The 21,222-nt window shown below is 46.3% G+C and carries 18 protein-coding genes and 3 tRNA genes; 17 read left to right on the forward strand and 4 right to left on the reverse strand.

All coding sequences use genetic code 11. The annotated features are described in order from the left end of the window. Positions 1-108: 108 nt before the first annotated feature. A complete protein-coding gene (gene recO, locus BFO_RS08385) occupies positions 109-837 on the reverse strand; it encodes a DNA repair protein RecO (protein ID WP_014225259.1) in 729 nt (242 codons plus the stop codon). 121 nt (positions 838-958) lie between these two features. Next, positions 959-1,960 carry a hypothetical protein gene (locus BFO_RS08390; protein ID WP_014225260.1) on the reverse strand — a complete coding sequence of 334 codons (1,002 nt, stop codon included), beginning with the start codon at positions 1,958-1,960 and terminating at the stop codon, positions 959-961. A 272-nt stretch (positions 1,961-2,232) separates the two neighbouring features. Here BFO_RS08390 and gltX point away from each other — a divergent pair, with 272 nt between their 5' ends. Then, on the forward strand, positions 2,233-3,753 hold the full coding sequence (gltX, locus tag BFO_RS08395) for a glutamate--tRNA ligase (protein ID WP_041590811.1): 1,521 nt from the start codon (positions 2,233-2,235) through the stop codon (positions 3,751-3,753). Beyond that, positions 3,753-4,985, forward strand: a complete 1,233-nt coding sequence (locus BFO_RS08400; RefSeq protein ID WP_014225263.1) for a 3-deoxy-D-manno-octulosonic acid transferase — start codon at positions 3,753-3,755, stop codon at positions 4,983-4,985. Before gltX ends, BFO_RS08400 begins: the two co-directional genes overlap by 1 nt. 3 nt (positions 4,986-4,988) lie before the next feature. On the opposite strand, the gene BFO_RS08405 is transcribed toward BFO_RS08400, so the two are convergent. Both BFO_RS08405 and BFO_RS08410 read right to left on the reverse strand, forming a co-directional pair. After that, positions 4,989-6,125 (reverse strand): CapA family protein, encoded by a 1,137-nt coding sequence (locus BFO_RS08405; RefSeq protein WP_208854688.1) that lies wholly within the window; start codon positions 6,123-6,125, stop codon positions 4,989-4,991. Further along, positions 6,122-6,643: a gamma carbonic anhydrase family protein gene (locus tag BFO_RS08410; protein WP_041590812.1), complete on the reverse strand. Its 522-nt coding sequence runs from the start codon at positions 6,641-6,643 to the stop codon at positions 6,122-6,124. The genes BFO_RS08405 and BFO_RS08410 overlap by 4 nt, the downstream gene beginning before the upstream one ends. 178 nt (positions 6,644-6,821) lie before the next feature. Between BFO_RS08410 and rpsU the strand changes: the two genes are divergently transcribed. From rpsU to rpoC, 15 genes are all read left to right on the forward strand, one after another. Further along, the gene (rpsU, locus tag BFO_RS08415; RefSeq protein ID WP_014225266.1) at positions 6,822-7,013 is read left to right on the forward strand and encodes a 30S ribosomal protein S21; all 192 of its coding nucleotides are present in this window, start codon (positions 6,822-6,824) and stop codon (positions 7,011-7,013) included. Positions 7,014-7,088: 75 nt separating this feature from the next. Next, entirely contained in the window at positions 7,089-7,988 is a 900-nt protein-coding gene (locus BFO_RS08420) for a tyrosine-type recombinase/integrase (RefSeq protein ID WP_014225267.1), read from the forward strand. Between the two features lie 11 nt (positions 7,989-7,999). Then, the gene (hpf, locus tag BFO_RS08425; protein WP_014225268.1) at positions 8,000-8,299 is read left to right on the forward strand and encodes a ribosome hibernation-promoting factor, HPF/YfiA family; all 300 of its coding nucleotides are present in this window, start codon (positions 8,000-8,002) and stop codon (positions 8,297-8,299) included. Positions 8,300-8,391: 92 nt separating this feature from the next. Then, a tRNA-Thr gene (locus BFO_RS08430) sits at positions 8,392-8,465 on the forward strand. A 119-nt stretch (positions 8,466-8,584) separates the two neighbouring features. Then, a tRNA-Thr gene (locus BFO_RS08435) sits at positions 8,585-8,656 on the forward strand. A gap of 59 nt (positions 8,657-8,715) precedes the next feature. Next, positions 8,716-9,903 (forward strand): elongation factor Tu, encoded by a 1,188-nt coding sequence (gene tuf / locus BFO_RS08440; protein WP_014225269.1) that lies wholly within the window; start codon positions 8,716-8,718, stop codon positions 9,901-9,903. Between the two features lie 48 nt (positions 9,904-9,951). Next, positions 9,952-10,024, forward strand: a tRNA-Trp gene (locus tag BFO_RS08445). A 16-nt stretch (positions 10,025-10,040) separates the two neighbouring features. Beyond that, positions 10,041-10,229, forward strand: coding sequence for a preprotein translocase subunit SecE (gene secE / locus BFO_RS08450; RefSeq protein WP_014225270.1), 189 nt, complete (start codon positions 10,041-10,043; stop codon positions 10,227-10,229). Positions 10,230-10,240: 11 nt separating this feature from the next. Then, positions 10,241-10,783 (forward strand): transcription termination/antitermination protein NusG, encoded by a 543-nt coding sequence (gene nusG / locus BFO_RS08455; RefSeq protein ID WP_014225271.1) that lies wholly within the window; start codon positions 10,241-10,243, stop codon positions 10,781-10,783. A 61-nt stretch (positions 10,784-10,844) separates the two neighbouring features. Then, positions 10,845-11,291: a 50S ribosomal protein L11 gene (rplK, locus tag BFO_RS08460; protein ID WP_014225272.1), complete on the forward strand. Its 447-nt coding sequence runs from the start codon at positions 10,845-10,847 to the stop codon at positions 11,289-11,291. A 14-nt stretch (positions 11,292-11,305) separates the two neighbouring features. Beyond that, positions 11,306-12,001 (forward strand): 50S ribosomal protein L1, encoded by a 696-nt coding sequence (gene rplA, locus BFO_RS08465; RefSeq protein WP_014225273.1) that lies wholly within the window; start codon positions 11,306-11,308, stop codon positions 11,999-12,001. 22 nt (positions 12,002-12,023) lie between these two features. Next, positions 12,024-12,551 carry a 50S ribosomal protein L10 gene (rplJ, locus tag BFO_RS08470; RefSeq protein WP_014225274.1) on the forward strand — a complete coding sequence of 176 codons (528 nt, stop codon included), beginning with the start codon at positions 12,024-12,026 and terminating at the stop codon, positions 12,549-12,551. A 42-nt stretch (positions 12,552-12,593) separates the two neighbouring features. Continuing rightward, positions 12,594-12,968: a 50S ribosomal protein L7/L12 gene (gene rplL / locus BFO_RS08475; protein ID WP_014225275.1), complete on the forward strand. Its 375-nt coding sequence runs from the start codon at positions 12,594-12,596 to the stop codon at positions 12,966-12,968. 116 nt (positions 12,969-13,084) lie between these two features. Further along, positions 13,085-16,897, forward strand: coding sequence for a DNA-directed RNA polymerase subunit beta (gene rpoB / locus BFO_RS08480; protein ID WP_014225276.1), 3,813 nt, complete (start codon positions 13,085-13,087; stop codon positions 16,895-16,897). Positions 16,898-16,925: 28 nt separating this feature from the next. Further along, positions 16,926-21,203 carry a DNA-directed RNA polymerase subunit beta' gene (rpoC, locus tag BFO_RS08485; RefSeq protein WP_014225277.1) on the forward strand — a complete coding sequence of 1,426 codons (4,278 nt, stop codon included), beginning with the start codon at positions 16,926-16,928 and terminating at the stop codon, positions 21,201-21,203. Positions 21,204-21,222 lie beyond the last annotated feature (19 nt).

The following is a 21,222-nucleotide window of genomic DNA, read 5'->3' on the forward strand; positions in this document are numbered from 1 at the left end:
AATCGCTTTCATACAAGTGAATTTATAAATTTATCCGTTACAAAGATACGCACTTTCGGATAAAAAACCAAATGTCGACTCGGATATCTTTAAAGAGTTGGATATTTTTTATTGATCAAAAAGGATTTGCATGACTTCAAGTGACTTTATCTCCGGAAAATCAGATAGATGGAGACGGTAGTAGTCGAGAATATGGCGGATGATACGCGTACGTTCTGTTCGGGAAAAAGTGAACACCGACATATTTTGGAAATTCATTTTTAACAAACGGGCGAAGACGAAGCTCTCCTCCCTGCTTAAATAATGATTGTGTTCGGGAAGAGTACTCGAAAATGTACCATTCAACAGATCAAAATATTGTCCTTCGGCATACAGTTCTTTATTGGGATGGATGCCAAGGTAGTTCGAGAGGCGGAATAGAAATGCGAGATGAAAGTTGGCGACGCCTTCGTCGGCAATTTCGAGCCATCGGATGGCATGATACACGTAGTTGAACAAGGGTCTGTTCGCTTCTTTTTCCTGGATAACCCGGTAGAGAACCTCGGACAGGAACAAGGCTTCGGCGTTCTTTACAGGGTGCTGATGGAGTTGCATCGCCGGAAAGGCGGGCCGGGCTTCGCATATGCGTTGAATCTCTCTGTTGTTCAGATGTTCCACTTCCATGTCAAGGACGGAAAGAGGCATCAGAAAAGCATGCGGAATCTTTGTTTTCTTACGGTGCGAGTTCGTCACCATGTAAGCAATACGTCCGAATTCTTCCGTGTACACAGTGATGATCATGTACTTGTCGTTGTACGGAAGGGTGTGTAATACAATTCCCTTTGTTTTATGCAGCATCCCGATGCAAAAATAGTAAAAAAACAGATGTGGATGTCTGTTGGTTTAAATCGCTTGTTTTTAGGAAGCTATGTTTGTTTTGAGATTTTGATACGATTATCCTGTGATGGCAGAAGGCTGTCTATTCATTGTTGAAGTAATTTTCTATATAGAATTTATCAGTCAAATATTTTTCCTGCCACATTGGATTTTGCTTGTCGAGTAGAATACCCTCTGCAAATCCGATAGCATAAAAACTAACGCGTTTATCTTTTTCCAATTTTGAAGTCGCTATAGAGTTTAACTCAGATAAATAAAACTTGTCCTTCAAGCTGTTAAAAGGTGTAAAGTCTTCTAGCTGTGCCATCTCGGGCGTCGGGGTATAATTATCTAACGCTTTTATGAATTTATATTCAGTATATCTTGCAATACCTTCTTGCCATATTTGAAACGAAAAATAGCGATAATCAGAAGGACTTAGTGCGTTTTTAAGTCTTTTCCTTTGTGTTAAGTAGTTTCTAAAATCTTTCTTAAAAGACTTCTTTTCTATACTAGAAATCACCTTGAGTAATGCGGAAGTGTATTTTTTGAATTGTTCAATAACATTTGAATTGTCATAAGGGAATGCGTAATTTAATTGCCACATTCCGGTTTCGTCATCACCAGATAAATCCAATGCATTTACTTTGTCATAATAGTGCTGTGAAGTAAATTGATACTGATGGAAATGTTCGTGTAATAAGGTAATTGTCCAATCAGATGAGTTCTTGTTTGTTTTTTCAGGTGTTCCAACAACGATGCAATTCACCCCATTTACTGCTGGAAAGGTAGCTAAATAGAAATCGGGAAATAGTCTTTTCCTGTATAGAATTTTTGTGTTCAATATTTTATCATCTTCTGATAGTTTAAAATCATCTGATGGATAAGGGTGATTAACCAAAAATTCAAGGCTGTCTGTTACAAGTAATATCACAAAAGGAACTTTATTTATTCCATTCCAGATTTTTTCTCCCATTTGTTTGGAAATATTGATGGCTTCTCTAATTCTGATTTTATCTTCGTACCTCATCTTAGGGGTATCTTGTCCATAAGCAAAAGAGAGTGAACTTAAATACACCATTAGAAAAAATGTTATTTTTTTCATTTTCTACTATTTATTTTTTTGTGCTTACTTATAATGCCACAAATATATGAAGTTTTATTTATCTAATACATAATGTTATTCTTTTATTTTTAGGGTATGTTTAAAAATAAGATGCTCTTGCTACAAACTATTTATTAAAATCATGTTTATATAAATTTGTTGAGTTCTCTTCATGGGCTTGTCGGGCAAATACTTTTTCCGATATGACGGCATTATGCGGAAATTGCTTACTTTTGCACATTCGTAATAAGTATTCAAATTCGTCTAAATATATGTCGGAACGAAAAGTAAGAGTGCGTTTTGCACCCAGTCCAACGGGGCCGCTTCATATCGGCGGTGTACGTACAGCCCTGTATAATTATTTGTTTGCCAAACAGCATGGCGGGGAGATGATTCTTCGTATCGAAGATACGGACACACAGCGCTTTGTGCCTGGTGCGGAAGAGTATATCATCGAGTCGTTTCAATGGCTTGGCCTTCCTTTCGACGAGGGTGTGGGTTATGGAGGAAAGTTTGGCCCTTACCGTCAGAGCGAACGGAAAGAGATTTACAAACAGTATGTAGACCGATTGCTGAATGCGGGACGGGCTTATATCGCTTTCGATACGCCCGAAGAGCTGGAAGCCAAGCGAAAGGAGATTCCGAACTTCCAGTACGATGCCTCGACCCGGATGCAGATGCGTAACTCCCTGACACTTTCGGCTGAGGAAGTGAAGTCTCTGATCGATGCGGGACACCGTTATGTGGTGCGTACGAAAATCGAACCGGACGAAGACATCCATGTGAACGATCTGATACGTGGTGAAGTTGTTATCAATAGTTCGATCCTTGACGATAAGGTGCTGTATAAATCGGCCGATCATTTGCCGACGTATCATCTGGCGAATATCGTGGACGACCATTTGATGGAGATTACTCACGTGATTCGCGGGGAGGAGTGGCTCTCGAGCGCTCCGTTGCATGTCTTGCTTTATCGTTATCTCGGTTGGGCCGATACGATGCCTTGCTTTGCACATCTGCCATTGCTCCTTAAACCCGAAGGGGGAGGGAAGCTGAGCAAGCGCGACGGAGACCGTTTGGGCTTTCCCGTCTTTCCGCTCGAATGGCATGATCCGAAGAGCGGCGAAGTGTCATCGGGATATCGTGAGAGCGGCTATCTGCCCGAGGCTGTCATCAATTTTCTGGCACTGCTCGGATGGAATCCCGGAGATGATCGCGAACTGATGGCGATGGACGAACTGATTTCGCTTTTCGACTTGGCTCATTGCAGCAAGAGCGGTGCGAAATTCGACTACGAGAAAGGCAAATGGTTCAATCATCAATATATCCGTAAGCGCAGCGATAAAGATATCGCCGCCATGTTTCGCCCTGTTCTCGAGCAGCACGGTGTTGTCGGTACGGATGAGGCTTATGTCGAAAAAGTCGTCGGACTGATGAAAGAGCGCGTGAGTTTCGTGCCCGAGCTGTGGGAGCAGACGTATTATTTCTTTGTCGCTCCGGAAACATACGACGAGAAGACGCGCCGGAAACGCTGGAAGGAAGACAGTGCCGCACAGTTGACGGAACTGATCGAGGTGTTACGCCCTCGTGAGCCGTTTGATGTAGAGGGTACCGAAGAATATGTGAAAACATGGATTGCAGGGAAAGGGTACAATCTCGGGAATATCATGAATGCCGCACGTTTGGCGCTTGTGGGGCAGGGCATCGGGCCGCAAGTGTTTCATATCACCGAAGCGATCGGCAAGGAGGAGACTATTCGAAGAATCGGCCGTGCGATAGAAGTGTTAGGTTGATGCGTCACGTTTACACACTGGCATTGCATTTATATGCGTTGGTTGTCGAACTGTCTTCGTTCTTCCATCGTAAGGCGCGGATGACCCGCGTGGGACAGTGGCATACCAACGGCATCCTTCGGAAGAAAATCAATCGAAATGCCCGATATATCTGGTTTCATGCCGCCTCGCTCGGTGAGTTTGAACAAGGACGCCCTTTGATGGAGGCGATTCGCAAGCGTTATCCCGACTATAAAATTCTGTTGACGTTCTTTTCGCCATCCGGCTACGAAGTGCGTAAGAATTACGACGGGGCGGATGTGATCTGTTATTTGCCCTTCGATACGCCGTATAAGGTGAGGAAGTTTTTGCATCTGGCCAATCCGGTGGTGGCGGTCTTTATCAAATACGAGTTTTGGCTGAACTATCTGACGGAGTTGAAAAAAAGAAAGATCCCGACGTACCTCGTCTCCGGTATTTTTCGGCGTGAACAGCTGTTTTTCAAATGGTACGGAAGCTGGTACAAGAAAGCGCTTACCTGTTTCGAGCGTCTGTTTGTGCAGGACGAAGCCTCGCGAAGCCTGCTGGCTGAGTTCGGGATTACGAACGTTCAGGTGTGCGGAGATACGCGTTTCGACCGGGTGCTGGCCGTGCAGCGGCAGGCACGCGAGCTTCCCGCGGTGAAAGAATTTGCAGGAGACGGAACTTCGCTGATTCTGGTCGCAGGCAGTTCATGGCCCGAAGACGAGTCGATCCTTATTCCATATTTTAATACGCATCCGGAAGTGAAACTGATCATTGCGCCGCATGAAATCCCACGGGAACATCTGCTGTATATCGAATCACTGCTCCATCGTCCTTCCATTCGTCTCTCCGAGACGAACGATCAGCCGGTGTCCGGTAAGGACTGTCTGATTATCGACAGCTTCGGTTTGCTGTCGTCCATCTATCGTTACGGAGAGGTGGCTTATGTGGGGGGCGGGTTCGGAAAAGGGATCCACAACACGCTTGAAGCGGCTGTTTACGGTATCCCGGTGCTGTTCGGACCCAGATATCAGAAATTTCGCGAAGCGCATGAACTGATTGCCTGCGGAGGAGGATTCTCTTTACAGAATGAAGCCGCGTTTATAATCCGCATGGATGAATTTATCCGTAATCCGGCTCAACGTGCGAAAGCCGGACAAATCGTCGGTGATTATGTCCGGCGGAACAGCGGTGTAACCGACCGAATCCTTGGGGAAATGCGTTTATGACCGTTACTTCTCCCTGAATATCCGGTCATTATCGAGCAGGGTGCGGGTGTCTTGAATAAATTGGAGGTAATTTTCCCGTTGTCCGGATGGTAGCGGAAGCGTATCGGCTACCGAGGGGGGAAGAATGCGATAGTTCGGCATGGAAACCCATACCGGCGTATAGTACGGACAAATCGAGATTTGTCCATTTCTCTTTTCAATATCGAGCGTAACGATCAGTCCCCCGTCTTTGTATCGGTCACGCTGGTTCGATACGAAGTTGCCCAGCGAGTAGACTGTCACGGAACGGATGGTGCTGTCCGTATCGTATCCGGCTTCGAAAGGCTGGATCACGTGCGGATGACTGCCCATCACGATTTCCGTCCCATAGCGATGACATAGCTCCGCCAGCATCCGTTGAGTATTGTTGGGTTTTCGTACGTACTCATCTCCCCAGTGAAAGAACACGATGATACAATCCGTTTCGGAGCGGTCGATTCCCTTTAAATCGTTTTGAATGACTGTCGTGTCGATCAGGTTCACGATCGTTCCTTCAGGGATGGGGACGCCATTGGTATCGTATGTATAGTTGAGCAGGGCAAACCGGATACCCTTGACCTCGAAGCGCAACGGGTGGTTCATTCGATATCGCGTACTGTCGATAAACGCACCGGTGTGAGCAATCCGCAGCGAGTCGAAACGCGCCGTCATGTACCCGATTCCTGCTCGCCCGTTGTCACAAATATGGTTGTTGGCCATCACCACGGCGTCCATGCCGATATCGTGAAGGGCATCCGCCAGTTGTGCCGGAGAGCGAAACATCGGATAGCCTGTATAACGGGAAGTAGGCGTGAGTGTTGTTTCGAAGTTTAACATGGCAAAGTCCGCCTCTTCGAAGATCGGTTTGACGTAACGAAACGTTTCCGAATAGTCGAAGGTCCCGTCCGGCCGACGGGCCGCACGAACCTGTGGCATGTGTTGCATCAGATCACCGGCAAAGACGAGCCTTGCCCGTTGCGGTTCGCCGATCTGCAGCGCTGTGTCCTCGGGCAATGCGGAGCTCTTCTCTCGAGTCAGAGCATGCCATGCTACATAGCCCGTAACGGATGCAATGAATGTGAGTGCCGGAATCAGAAGATTCCTGGAAAAAGGATGCATCATTCTTCCAATTTATACCAGGAAGCGTACATGTGGTAATTCCGTGCGATCTTCTGATTGATTTCTTTCGATTGCTCGGGGTCTACTTTCTTCACGAACTTCGCGGGTGCTCCGGCATAAATACTCCCCGGCTCTACCCGGGTGTTGCTTAGTACGACCGATCCCGCCGCCACGATGGCACCCTCACCGATCACTGCGTGATCGAGCACTACGGCGCCCATCCCGATCAGCGCACCGTCACATATCTTGGCGCCGTGAATGGTGACATTATGTCCGACGGATACATTGTCGCCGATCTCGATCGTCGATTTTTCATATAAGGTATGCAGTACCGAGCCGTCCTGTATATTGACCCCGTTCCCGATACGGATCGAGTTTACATCGCCGCGTAATATCGCACTGAACCAGATACTGCATCCTTCGCCAATCACCACATCTCCGATAATGGTTGCGTTGTCTGCCAGATAAGTGTCTTTCCCGATCAAGGGTACGAAGCCCCGAACTGATTTTATAAGTGCCATTGTTTTATTGTTATGGATGAATTTGTCTGTATGGATTGGGTACAAAGATAGATAAAAAGAACGGAAGTTGTTTATTCGGTTAAAAATATATCGGAATGTTTTGTAAGTAATAAAACTATCCGTACTTTTGTGCCCGATTTTTACGGATGAAATAAAATAAGCATTAAAATAAGAGTTTATGATTGTAGTTCCATTAAAAGAAGGCGAAAGCATCGAAAGAGCATTGAAGAAGTTCAAAAGAAAGTTTGAAAAAACAGGGGTTGTAAAAGAGCTGAGAAGACGTCAGGCTTTTACCAAACCTTCCGTTGAAAAAAGGAAAGAACGTATTCGTGCGATTTACGTGCAGCAATTACAGCAAGCCGAAGAGTAATCATTCGTTTTTTTACTCCTTTTTTTGGTTTAATAAAAAAATCTCCTTATATTCGTCGCATTAAAACAATGCGACGTGAATGTTTTTATTAAGCCATTTTTAAGTTACCTTCGCTATGAGAGGGGGTATTCTGCTCATACTGTAATGGCATACGAGCGTGATTTGCTTCAGTTTGAGTCGTTTGTCTATGCGAATGCGGAAGGAGCAGTGATTGACGTTCGGTTGATCGATGCTGATTGTGTTCGTTCGTGGATGGTTTCTCTTTTAGACAAGTCAATGGCTCCCGGATCGGTCAACCGCAAATTGAGTTCGCTGAAATCATTCTTTAAGTTTTTGCTGAAGCAGGGGGTATTGTCTGAAAGTCCCGTACGTTTGGTGGTGGGACCCAAGCAGTCTCGTCCGTTACCTTTCTTTGTGAAAGAGAAAGAGATGGCTGATTTGCTTGATGGTCCATCTTTCGACTCTGATTTTGAAGGCAGGCGTGACCGTCTTCTGCTTGAAATGTTGTATCAAACAGGTCTGCGACGCTCGGAACTTGTCGGAATTCGGTATGCCGATATTGATATGGAAGCCATGCAGCTCAGGGTAAACGGCAAGCGCAATAAGCAACGTATCATTCCGTTTGCAGGGCGTTTGAAAGAGATGATACTTCATTATATCTCATTGAAAGAGAGAGTGATTCCTGCCGATGATGCAAGGTATCTCTTTGTGCGAAAAAACGGCGAACCTTTGACGGGGTCCATCGTCTATCGTATAGTTCGAAAGCGGCTGTCCGGTATCCCGATGTTGGCAAAATGCAGTCCGCATGTGCTCAGGCATTCATTTGCAACGAGTATGTTGAATGACGGAGCGGAGTTGAATGCCGTGAAAGAGCTGCTCGGACACGGCAGTCTGGCTTCTACCTCTGTTTATACGCATATCACTTTTGAAGAACTAAAAAAAATGTATCATGCTCATCCGAGAGCGAAAAAGTAAGGAGGTAAATTATGGAAATTAGAGTTCAAGCAATTCATTTTGACGCAACCGAACGTTTGGAGGCGTTTATTCAGAAAAAAGTTTCGAAGCTGAATCAGTATCATGACGGCATTTTGGACGCAGAGGTGACCTTGCGTGTCGTGAAGCCGGAATCGGCTCAAAACAAACAGGTTGGTGTTCGTTTAAAAATAAAGAACAACGACCTTTTTGCCGAGAAAGTCAATGATACATTCGAGGAGGCGGTTGATGATGCTGTTGTTGCTTTAGAGAAGCAATTGATTAAAGTAAAAGAAAAAAGCAGGGCAAAGTAAAAAAAAGAAAGTAGAAATTTGCTACGTAATAAAATAATGTCTAAATTTGCAGCCGTTTCGCTTACCACGAAGCGGCTCATTTTATGCTAAAGGCCTCTTTAGCTCAGTTGGCCAGAGCACGTGATTTGTAATCTCGGGGTCGTTGGTTCGAATCCGACAAGAGGCTCGAAAGAGAAGAGGGGGGTGAAGTGAATGGAAAAGATGGTTTTTGAACGAATGGCTATTATAATTATAGTACGTGCGTACATTAGAAGATAATGGTGCGTTTATGAACGGATGTGTAACGCCTGTGTAGCTCAGCGGTAGAGCACTTCCTTGGTAAGGAAGAGGTCCCGAGTTCAAGTCTCGGCACCGGCTCGGATAAATAGAAAAGAAGAAGGAAATTATTAATTATTACATAAAAGACAATTTGAGTTATGGCAAAAGAACATTTTAACAGGACAAAACCGCATGTAAACATCGGTACGATCGGTCACGTTGACCATGGTAAAACGACCTTGACAGCTGCTATTACAACTGTTTTGGCGAAGAAAGGTCTTTCCGAGCTGCGTTCGTTCGATTCGATCGATAACGCTCCGGAAGAAAAGGAAAGAGGTATTACCATTAATACGTCGCACGTGGAATATGAGACGGCAAACCGTCACTATGCACACGTAGACTGTCCGGGTCACGCCGACTATGTGAAGAATATGGTAACGGGGGCTGCTCAGATGGATGGCGCTATCATCGTTGTGGCTGCTACCGACGGTCCGATGCCTCAGACTCGCGAACATATCTTGTTGGCTCGCCAGGTGAACGTTCCTCGTTTGGTTGTGTTTATGAACAAATGCGATATGGTGGACGATGCTGAAATGCTGGAGCTTGTAGAAATGGAAATGCGCGAACTGCTTTCGTTCTATAATTTCGATGGCGATAATACTCCTGTTATTCAGGGTTCTGCCTTGGGTGGCTTGAATGGAGATGCTAAATGGGAAGAAAAGATCATGGAGTTGATGGATGCCGTCGATTCTTGGATTCCGCTGCCTCCGCGCGATGTGGATAAACCGTTCTTGATGCCGGTGGAAGACGTGTTCTCGATTACGGGACGTGGTACAGTAGCTACGGGACGTATCGAAACGGGAGTGGTCCACACGGGAGATGAAGTGCAGATTATTGGTCTGGGCGCTGACGGAAAAAAATCCGTGGTAACAGGGGTTGAAATGTTCCGTAAGATTCTGGACGAAGGTCAGGCCGGAGATAACGTGGGTCTGTTGCTCCGTGGTATTGACAAGAATGAAATCAAGCGCGGTATGGTGCTTTGCCATCCGGGGCAGGTTAAGCCTCACTCCAAGTTTAAGGCGGAGGTTTATATCTTGAAGAAAGAAGAAGGCGGCCGTCATACGCCGTTCCACAATAAATATCGTCCGCAGTTCTATATCCGTACGCTGGATGTGACGGGTGAAATCACTCTGCCGAGTGGCGTGGAGATGGTTATGCCCGGTGATAACGTGACAATCGAGGTGGAATTGATCTATCCGGTAGCATGTAATATCGGTTTGCGTTTCGCCATCCGTGAAGGAGGCCGTACGGTAGGTGCCGGTCAGATTACGGAATTGTTGGATTAAGTTTTAACAGCATACAGTCGATTGGTTCATAACGGTCGACTGTGCTTTACGGAAGTAGCTCAGTCGGTAGAGCACTGGTCTCCAAAACCAGGTGTCGGGAGTTCGAGCCTCTCCTTCCGTGCAATAAATAACGAATAATGAAGAGAGTAATAGCTTATATCAAAGACTCGTATAACGAGCTTGTACATAAGGTTTCTTGGCCGACGAAAGCCGAGCTGTCAAATAGTGCTGTCGTTGTTATGTTTGCTTCCCTTATCATAGCAGTACTTATTGGCGCCATTGACTTCGGATTTGAGGCTGTGATGAAATTCATCTACAGTTTATAGGTTTTTTTGTAATGTCAGATTCTCAACAAAAATTCTATGTTCTCCGCGCAATCAGCGGGAAGGAGAATAAGGTGCGTGAATATCTGGAGGCTGAAATGAGAAATTCGGACTTGGGAAATTATGTTTCACAAGTGCTTATTCCAACAGAGAAGACGTTTACCATGCGTAATGGCAAAAAGGTCGTCAAAGAGCGCGCCTATTTGCCGGGATACGTATTGGTGGAGGCCAATCTGGTGGGCGAGGTGATCCATCGTTTGCGCGAGATACCCAATGTGATCGGATTTTTGGGTGGGGTGGAGCACCCTATTCCTTTGCGTCCGTCGGAGGTGAGTCGTGTGTTAGGGACACTGGATGAATTACAGGAGCAACCGGAAGAACTCGATGTTCAGTATGATGTAGGTGAGACCGTGAAAGTGACGTATGGCCCTTTCAACGGCTTCAGCGGTATCATTGAAGAAGTGAATGCGGAGAAAAAGAAACTCAAGGTGATTGTTAAAATCTTTGGACGTAAAACGCCCCTTGAATTAAGTTATGTACAAGTAGAGAAAGAATAGTCGTGGTTACGAATGACGGGTTCTTTTTCAAGATATGAATTAAATATTAAATTAAAAAAAGATGGCGAAAGAAATTGCTGGACAAATTAAATTACAGATAAAAGGAGGAGCAGCCAACCCTTCTCCTCCTGTTGGACCTGCATTGGGCTCCAAAGGGATAAATATCATGGAGTTCTGCAAGCAATTCAATGCCAGGACCCAAGACAAGGCCGGTAAGGTGTTGCCTGTGGTAATTACCTATTATGCGGATAAGACGTTTGACTTCGTTGTAAAGACACCGCCTGTTGCTGTGCAGCTGCTTGAGGCCAGCAAGCAAAAGAGCGGGTCGGCACAACCTAACCGTAAGAAAGTGGCGCAAGTCACTTGGGATACGGTGAAGGCCATTGCTGAAGACAAGTTGGTCGATCTGAACTGCTTTACCGTTGAATCTGCGATGAAGATGGTCGCCGGTACAGCGCGAAGCATGGGGATTACGGTCACTGGAACATTCCCGGAAACGAACCATTAAAAGTCGATTGGAAGATGAGTAAAGTAACGAAAAATCGGAAATTGGCGGCGGGTAAGCTTGAAGAAGGGAAAATGTACACATTGCAGGAAGCTTCGGCATTAGTCAAAGAAATCACGACAACTAAGTTTGATGCTTCGGTAGATGTGGATGTTCGTCTCGGTGTTGACCCCCGTAAATCCAACCAAATGGTGAGAGGGGTAGTATCGCTTCCTCACGGGACAGGTAAAGAAACAAGGGTTCTTGTATTGTGTACTCCTGATAAAGAAGCCGAGGCAAAAGCGGCCGGAGCCGATTATGTAGGACTGGATGAGTATATCGAAAAAATCAAAGGCGGATGGACCGATATTGATATTATCATCACGATGCCCGCTATCATGGGTAAAATTGGTGCATTAGGACGTGTCTTGGGCCCTCGCGGCTTGATGCCGAATCCTAAAAGCGGAACCGTAACGAATGAAATTGGGAACGCCGTGAAAGAGGTGAAACAAGGTAAAATCGATTTTAAAGTCGACAAAGCCGGAATCGTTCACTCTTCTGTCGGTAAAGTATCTTTTAGCCCGGAGCAGATAAGCGGAAATGCGAAAGAATTTATTTCAACGCTTATCAAATTGAAACCGTCGGCAGCCAAAGGTACTTATATAAAGAGCATTTATCTTTCCAGTACAATGAGTCCGGGAATAAAGGTTGACCCGAAAACGCTTGAAGATTAATTACTTTAAAGTTTAGGAACAGATGAAAAAGGAAGATAAAGGTATCGTTGTTGAACGGCTGGCCGAAACATTGAAAGCGTATGGAAACTTCTACTTGACGGACATCGAAGCCTTGGATGCGGAGAAGACGAGTGCGTTGAGAAGGGTTTGTTACAAGGAAAATGTGAAGTTAGTCGTTGTAAAAAATACTTTGTTTAAAAAAGCTTTGGAGTCCATGGACACGGACTACTCGGCATTGTATGAAACCCTCAAGGGGAATACGGCCGTTATGTTTTCGAACGTGGTGAATGCTCCGGCTCGCTTGATGAAGGATTTTACGAAAGGCATGAAAGGAGAGGTTAAGCCTCAACTGAAAGCTGCCTATGTACAGGAAAGTTTCTACATTGGGGCAGAAAATTTGGATGCTTTGGTCAATCTGAAGAGCAGAGAAGAGATGATTGGAGATGTGATTGGATTGTTGCAGTCGCCGATCAAGAATGTGATGTCTGCTTTGCAATCTTCATCCGGACAGGCAATTCATGGTATTTTACAAACGCTCGAGAAGAGATAAAAATTTAATTAATAGAATAATAATCATTTAAATCATACAAAAATGGCAGATTTGAAAGCTTTTGCAGAACAATTGGTAAATCTTACCGTAAAGGAAGTGAGCGAATTAACGACGATTTTGAAAGAAGAATACGGCATTGAACCGGCTGCGGCAGCCGTAGCGGTAGCAGCCGGTCCGGCAGCCGGTGCCGCCGCCGCCGAAGAGAAATCTTCTTTTGATGTGGTACTGAAATCCGCCGGTGCTAATAAGCTGGCAGTCGTTAAATTAGTGAAAGAATTGACCGGTCTGGGCTTGAAAGAAGCAAAAGATATGGTTGACGGTGCTCCGAACAACGTCAAAGAAGGTGTGGCTAAGGCCGAAGCTGAAGATTTGAAGAAAAAGTTGGAAGAAGCAGGAGCAGAAGTTGAGCTTAAATAGTGTCTATGGCCTGATAAACAGGTGATATGGTTAAGTCTCCCCGTACGTCGGGGATTCTTAACCTTTTTGCGTCTATTTCATTACAAGTTCAAAAACAATTCCTAACTACTAACTAAATGTCTTCTGCAGCTCAAACTCAAAGGATAAATTTTGCTTCGATCAAGAACTTCCTTGCTTATCCGGACTTCCTCGAAGTACAATTGAAGTCATTTCAAGACTTTTTACAACTTGATACGCCGCCCGAAAAAAGAAAAAAGGAAGGTTTGTATAAAGTGTTTTCCGAAAACTTCCCGATTGCCGATACACGAAATAATTTTGTGCTGGAGTTTTTGGATTATTATGTAGATCCGCCTCGGTATTCCATTGATGAATGCATTGCACGCGGACTGACATACAGTGTTCCGTTAAAGGCTAAACTTAAATTGTATTGTACCGATCCGGAGCATGAAGATTTCGATACGGTGATTCAAGACGTCTATCTGGGACCGATACCTTATATGACTGATCGGGGTACGTTTGTGATAAACGGAGCCGAACGTGTCGTCGTATCACAATTGCACCGTTCGCCCGGTGTGTTTTTCGGACAAAGTACGCATGCCAATGGAACGAAATTATATTCTGCCCGTATTATTCCGTTTAAAGGCTCATGGATCGAGTTTGCAACGGATATCAACAATGTCATGTATGCGTATATCGACCGTAAGAAAAAGTTACCCGTAACGACGTTGTTGCGTGCAATCGGTTTCGAGAGTGACAAGGATATTCTCGAAATATTCAATCTGGCAGAAGAAGTCAAAGTAACCAAAACGAACTTAAAGAAATATGTCGGGCGGAAGTTAGCGGCTCGCGTGTTGAAGACCTGGGTGGAAGATTTTGTCGATGAAGATACGGGTGAAGTTGTTTCCATCGAACGAAATGATGTTGTTATCGACCGTGAAGCGGAATTAAGCGAAGACAGTATCCAGGAAATTATAGATTCTGGGGTGCAATATATCCTGTTGCATCGTGAAGATCAGAATCTGGCTGATTATGCGATCATTTACAATACGCTTCAGAAAGATCCGAGCAATTCCGAGAAGGAAGCCGTATTGTATATTTATCGTCAATTACGTAATGCGGAGCCGGCGGATGAAGCCAGTGCTCGAGAAGTGATTACGAACCTGTTCTTCTCCGAAAAGCGTTATGATTTGGGAGATGTGGGGCGTTTCCGTATAAATCGTAAGTTAGGATTGACCACCGGCGAAGACATCCGGGTTCTAACGAAAGAAGATATTATTGAGATTATCAAATATCTGATTGAATTGATCAACTCGAAGGCGGTGGTAGATGATATTGACCATTTGAGTAACCGTCGTGTCCGGACGGTCGGTGAACAGCTATACAACCAGTTCGGAATCGGTTTGGCGCGTATGTCGCGTACGGTTCGTGAACGGATGAATGTTCGTGATAACGAGGTTTTTACACCGATTGATCTGATCAATGCCAAAACGATTTCGTCGGTTGTGAACTCTTTCTTCGGGACGAATGCGCTGTCGCAATTTATGGATCAGACGAACCCGTTGGCAGAGATTACCCATAAGCGTCGTTTGTCGGCCTTAGGTCCCGGAGGCCTATCGCGCGAGCGTGCCGGATTCGAGGTGCGTGACGTTCACTATACGCATTACGGACGTCTTTGTCCGATTGAAACGCCGGAAGGCCCGAATATCGGATTGATTTCTTCGCTTTGTGTGTATGCGAAAATCAATGAGCTGGGATTCATCTCGACTCCTTACCGTAAGGTCGAAGAAGGAAGGGTAAACTTTTCGGAGGAGGCCTTGGAGTATTATACCGCAGAAGAAGAAGAAAGCAAAATCGTAGCACAAGGAAACGCTCCGCTGGATGATCACGGACGTTTTGTGCGTGATAAGGTGAAATCGAGATATGAGGCCGATTTTCCTGTGGTAGAGCCGGAGAAAGTCGACTTGATGGACGTTGCTCCGACTCAGATCGCTTCGATTGCGGCGGCGCTGATTCCTTTCCTTGAACATGACGATGCGAACCGCGCCTTGATGGGATCGAACATGATGCGTCAGGCCGTACCGTTGATTCGTACCGATGCCCCGATTGTCGGAACCGGTATTGAAGCGCAGGTAGCCCGTGATTCTCGTACCCAGATTATCGCAGAAGGAGAGGGCGAAATCGTCTTTGTCGATGCTACCTGTATCAAGATTAAATATGACCGTACGGAAGACGAAGAATTTGTAAGTTTTGAAGATGCGGTGAAGACGTATACCATTCCGAAATGGCGGAAGACGAACCAAAGTACAACGGTCGATTTGCGTCCGATTTGTCGTTGCGGTCAACGGGTAAAAGCCGGAGATATCTTGACGGAAGGCTATTCGACGCAAAACGGGGAACTTGCCTTGGGACGCAACGTCAAGGTCGCTTATATGCCCTGGAAGGGATATAACTATGAGGACGCTGTAGTGCTGAATGAACGCATGGTACGTGAGGATTTCTTTACGTCGGTTCATGTGGATGAGTATATTTTGGAGGTACGTGAAACGAAGCGTGGTATGGAAGAATTGACTTCCGATATCCCCAACGTGAGTGAGGAGGCCATCAAAGACCTTGACGAACGCGGTATCATTCGTGTAGGCGCACACGTTAAACCCGGGGATATCCTGATCGGAAAGATCACCCCGAAAGGAGAGTCCGATCCTTCTCCCGAAGAAAAATTGTTACGTGCAATATTCGGAGACAAGGCCGGTGACGTAAAAGACGCTTCGTTGAAGGCAACGCCCTCGTTGCAAGGAGTCGTTATCGAAACGAGCCTGTTCTCGAAGATGATAAAAAAACGCAATTCTCGTATGTCCGATAAGGCGGTGCTGCCGAAATTGGACGAAGAATACGAAGAGAAGATGGGCACATTGAGAAGTTTGCTTGTCGATAAGTTGCAGGAGCTCACAAACGGTAAGACCTCGCAGGGCGTAAAGGACTATCTGAATACGGAGGTGATTGCCCGTGGTGCCAAGTTTTCGCGTAAAGCCTTGGAAGAATTGGACTATAACACGGTGCAAGTAAGTAAATGGACGACCGACGCCCATAAAAATGAGTTGATCAAGCAGCTGATTGTTAATTATCTGAAGAAGTATAAAGAATTAGATGCCGAGTTGCGCAGGAAGAAGTTCGATCTCACGATTGGAGACGAGTTGCCTACGGGAATCGTGCAGATCGCAAAAGTTTACATTGCCAAGAAACGTAAGATTCAGGTCGGCGATAAGATGGCTGGACGTCATGGGAACAAAGGCATCGTTTCGAAGATTGTACGTCAGGAAGACATGCCTTTCCTTGAGGATGGTACACCGGTGGATATTTGTTTGAATCCGTTGGGTGTACCTTCACGTATGAACCTCGGACAGATCTTCGAAGCCGTCTTAGGATGGGCAGGAAAGACACTCGATGTGAAATTTGCTACGCCGATATTCGACGGGGCGTCGATCGACGATTTGAATGAATGGACTGATAAAGCAGGCCTCCCGCGTTATGGTAAGACTTACTTGTATGACGGCGGTACGGGAGAGCGTTTCGATCAGCCGGCAACGGTGGGAGTCACGTACTTCCTGAAGCTGGGACACATGGTCGACGATAAGATGCACGCTCGTTCCATCGGCCCCTATTCGTTGATTACGCAGCAGCCCTTAGGAGGTAAGGCACAGTTTGGCGGTCAACGCTTCGGAGAGATGGAGGTCTGGGCAATTGAGGCCTTCGGTGCCGCTCATATCTTGCAAGAAATCCTGACGATCAAATCGGACGATGTGGTCGGCCGTTCGAAAGCGTATGAAGCGATTGTGAAAGGAGAGAATATGCCTAAACCGGGTATTCCCGAGTCGTTGAATGTTTTGCTTCATGAATTGAGAGGCCTTTGTTTAAGTCTTACATTAGATTAAAAGATAACTCTTTATAAAATAGAAAAATATGGCTTTTAGAAGAGAAAATAAGATAAAGAGTGAGTTCACGAAGATTACCGTCGGATTGGCTTCGCCGGAAGAGATTCTCGAAAACTCGTACGGAGAAGTATTGAAGCCGGAAACGATCAATTACCGTACATACAAACCCGAACGCGACGGTTTGTTTTGTGAACGGATTTTTGGCCCGGTGAAAAATTACGAATGTTATTGCGGAAAATATAAGCGTATTCGTTATAAGGGGATTGTCTGTGATCGATGCGGTGTGGAAGTGACGGAAAAGAAGGTGCGCCGCGAGCGTTCCGGACATATTCAGTTGGTTGTTCCGGTGGCGCATATCTGGTATTTTCGTTCTTTACCGAATAAGATCGGTTATCTGTTGGGACTGCCTACCAAGAAAATGGATTCGATCATCTATTATGAACGGTATATCGTGATTCAGAAAGGGGCCGCGGAAGGTGTCAATGACATGGACCTGTTGTCCGAGGAAGAATATCTGAATATCATCGATACTTTACCGAAAGAAAATCAGATGCTTGAGGACACCGACCCGAACAAGTTTATCGCAAAGATCGGGGCAGAAGCGATTTACGACTTACTTGTTCGTTTGGATTTGGATACCTTATCCTACGATCTGCGTCATCATGCAACAACAGACACTTCGCAGCAACGAAAGAATGAAGCGTTGAAACGTTTGCAGGTCGTTGAATCGTTCCGTGCGTCGAAAGGTCGGAATAAGCCGGAGTGGATGATTATTAAGGTGGTTCCCGTTATCCCGCCGGAATTGCGTCCGCTTGTTCCGCTCGATGGAGGCCGTTTTGCCACCTCCGATTTGAACGATCTGTATCGTCGTGTGATCATCCGTAACAATCGTCTGAAACGGTTGATCGATATCCGTGCCCCGGAAGTCATTCTTCGAAACGAAAAACGAATGTTGCAGGAGGCTGTCGATTCATTGTTCGACAACTCGCGCAAGTCGAGCGCCGTGAAAACGGATGCCAACCGTCTGCTGAAATCGCTTTCAGACAGTCTGAAAGGAAAACAGGGACGATTCCGTCAGAATCTGTTGGGAAAACGTGTCGACTATTCCGCACGGTCGGTGATTGTCGTCGGACCTGAGTTGAAAATGCACGAATGCGGTCTGCCGAAAGGCATGGCTGCTGAGTTATATAAGCCGTTCATCATTCGTAAATTGATCGAACGGGGCATTGTTAAGACGGTCAAATCCGCCAAAAAAATCGTAGATCGCAAAGAGCCGGTCGTATGGGATATTCTGGAATATGTGATGAAAGGACATCCGGTATTGCTGAACCGCGCTCCGACATTGCACCGTTTGGGTATTCAGGCCTTCCAGCCCAAGCTCATCGAAGGGAAGGCAATACAGTTGCATCCTCTGGCTTGTACGGCGTTCAATGCCGACTTTGACGGTGACCAGATGGCGGTCCATTTGCCGCTCGGTAACGAAGCCGTGCTTGAAGCGCAGATGCTGATGCTCGCTTCACATAATATTCTGAATCCCGCCAATGGGGCCCCGATTACGGTACCTTCTCAGGATATGGTGCTCGGTTTGTATTATATCACAAAACTTCGGCATGGAGCGAAAGGTGAAGGACTTGTTTTCTACGGACCTGAGGAGGCAATGATCGCATACAACGAGAAAAAGTTGGATATTCATGCGCCGATTAAGGTCTATGTGAACGACTTGAATGAGGAAGGCGGAATGGTCAGAAAGATGGTGGAAACGTCTGTTGGTCGTTTGATGGCCAATGAATATGTACCGGATGAAGTTGGATATATTAATGAGGTTTGGGGAAAGAAAGCCCTGCGCGATATCATCAGCCGTGTGATCAAAGTGTGCGGTGTGGCGCGTACGGCGCAGTTCCTTGACGACATCAAGAATCTGGGGTATTATATGGCCTTCAAAGGCGGTTTGTCATTCAATCTGGCCGATGTGCTGATCCCACCGGAAAAGGACGAGATCGTGAAAGAAGGGTATGATGAAGTGGAACAGATTACGGCGAACTATAACATGGGCTTCATCACGAATAACGAACGTTATAATCAGATTATCGATACGTGGACACACGTCAACAGCCGTTTGTCGAAGACCCTGATTGAGCAACTCAGCGCTGACGATGACGGATTCAACTCCATCTATATGATGATGGATTCCGGGGCACGCGGATCGAAAGAACAGATTCGTCAGCTCTCGGGAATGCGCGGATTGATGGCCAAGCCGCAGAAGAGCGGAAGTGAGGGCGGACAAATCATTGAAAACCCGATTTTGTCGAACTTTAAAGAGGGATTGTCGGTGCTGGAGTACTTTATCTCGACGCACGGCGCCCGGAAAGGGTTGGCGGATACGGCGCTGAAGACAGCTGACGCCGGTTACTTGACCCGTCGTCTTGTCGACGTTTCACATGATGTGATCATCAATGAGGAGGACTGCGGCACATTGCGCGGGCTGACTTGTACGGAATTGAAAAACAATGAAGAAGTGATTGCATCGCTTTACGAACGCATCCTCGGTCGTGTATCGGTTCACGATGTTATTCACCCGATTACGGGAAAAACCATCGTTAAGTCGGGCGAGGAAATTCGAGAGGAGCAAGCAATGGAAATTCAAAACTCACCGATTGAAAGTGTAGAAATTCGCTCGGTACTGACTTGTGAGTCGAAGAAGGGCGTTTGTGCGAAGTGCTATGGGCGTAACCTGGCAACGGGACAAATGGTGCAGAAAGGTGAAGTCGTTGGTGTCATTGCCGCACAGTCTATTGGTGAGCCGGGAACACAGTTGACGCTTCGTACGTTCCACGTCGGCGGTATCGCATCGAATATTGCGACGGAGAACAGTTTGGTTTCGAAATACGACGGAGTACTTGAGATTGATGAGCTGCGTGCCGTTGATTCGGAAACGGAAAAGTGCAAGATCGTAGTCAGTCGTTTGGCGGAGCTGCGTATCGTAGATCCTCATACGAAAATTATCTTGCATAATCATAATATCCCTTACGGTTCGAAGCTATTCTTCGAGCATGGAGCAACCGTTCGGAAGGGAGATAAGATTATCGAATGGGACCCGTTCAATGCGGTGATTGTTTCCGAAGTTGCAGGAAAGATTACTTTCGAAAGCATGGATGAAAATGTGACGTATAAGATTGAAAGTGATGAAACGACCGGATTGAAAGAGAAGATCATCATCGAGTCGAAAGATAAGACGAAGGTACCGGCTGCGCATGTTTTGGATGCTGAGAATCAGCTATTGAAGAATTATTCATTGCCTTTGGGTGCTCATGTGGTCAAGGAAGAAGGCGACATGATCAAAGCGGGTGAGGTGTTAGTAAAGATTCCGCGTGCGGTGGGTAAAACCGGTGATATTACAGGTGGATTGCCGCGTGTTACGGAGTTGTTCGAGGCGCGTAACCCGTCTAATCCGGCGATTGTTTCGGAGATTGACGGTGAGATCAGTTTTGGAAAAATCAAACGCGGTAATCGTGAAATCATGGTAACTTCGAAGCTTGGAGAGGTGAAGAAGTACATGGTTCCCTTGTCGAAACAGTTGCTGGTGCAGGAAAACGATTACGTACGCGCCGGCATGCCGCTCTCCGACGGCGCGATTACTCCATCCGATATTCTGGCGATCAAAGGCCCTACGGCCGTTCAGGAATATATCGTGAACGAGGTACAGGATGTTTATCGTCTGCAGGGAGTGAAGATTAACGACAAGCATTTTGAGGTGATCGTTCGTCAGATGATGCGCAAGGTCGAAGTCGTGGATCCGGGAGATACTCGTTTTCTCGAACAGCAGGTCGTTGACAAGCTCGAAGTGATGGAAGAGAACGACCGCATCTGGGGTAAGAAAGTGGTGACGGATGCCGGTGATTCGGGAACGCTTAATGCGGGACAGATTGTCACGGCGCGTAAACTTCGTGACGAAAACAGTATGCTCAAACGTCGTGACAAAAAACCGGTAGAAGCGCGGGATGCCGTTCCTGCAACAACGAATCAGATCCTGCAGGGAATCACACGCGCAGCTCTGCAGACCTCCAGCTTTATGTCGGCCGCCTCATTCCAGGAGACAACCAAGGTGCTGAATGAAGCGGCGATCTGCGGAAAAATCGATCGTCTCGAGGGGTTGAAGGAAAATGTGATTTGCGGTCATTTGATCCCGGCCGGAACCGGACAGCGTGAATATGAAAAACTGACCGTCGGCGCCAAGGAGGAATTCGACCGGATTGCGGCCAGCCGTGCCAATGTGGTCGATCTTTCGGAGGTAGAGATGGATAAGTAAAGGTTCATTCCTAATAGCA

Source organism: Tannerella forsythia 92A2, from assembly GCF_000238215.1.
In the GTDB taxonomy this organism is placed as follows: Bacteria; Bacteroidota; Bacteroidia; order Bacteroidales; family Tannerellaceae; genus Tannerella; species Tannerella forsythia.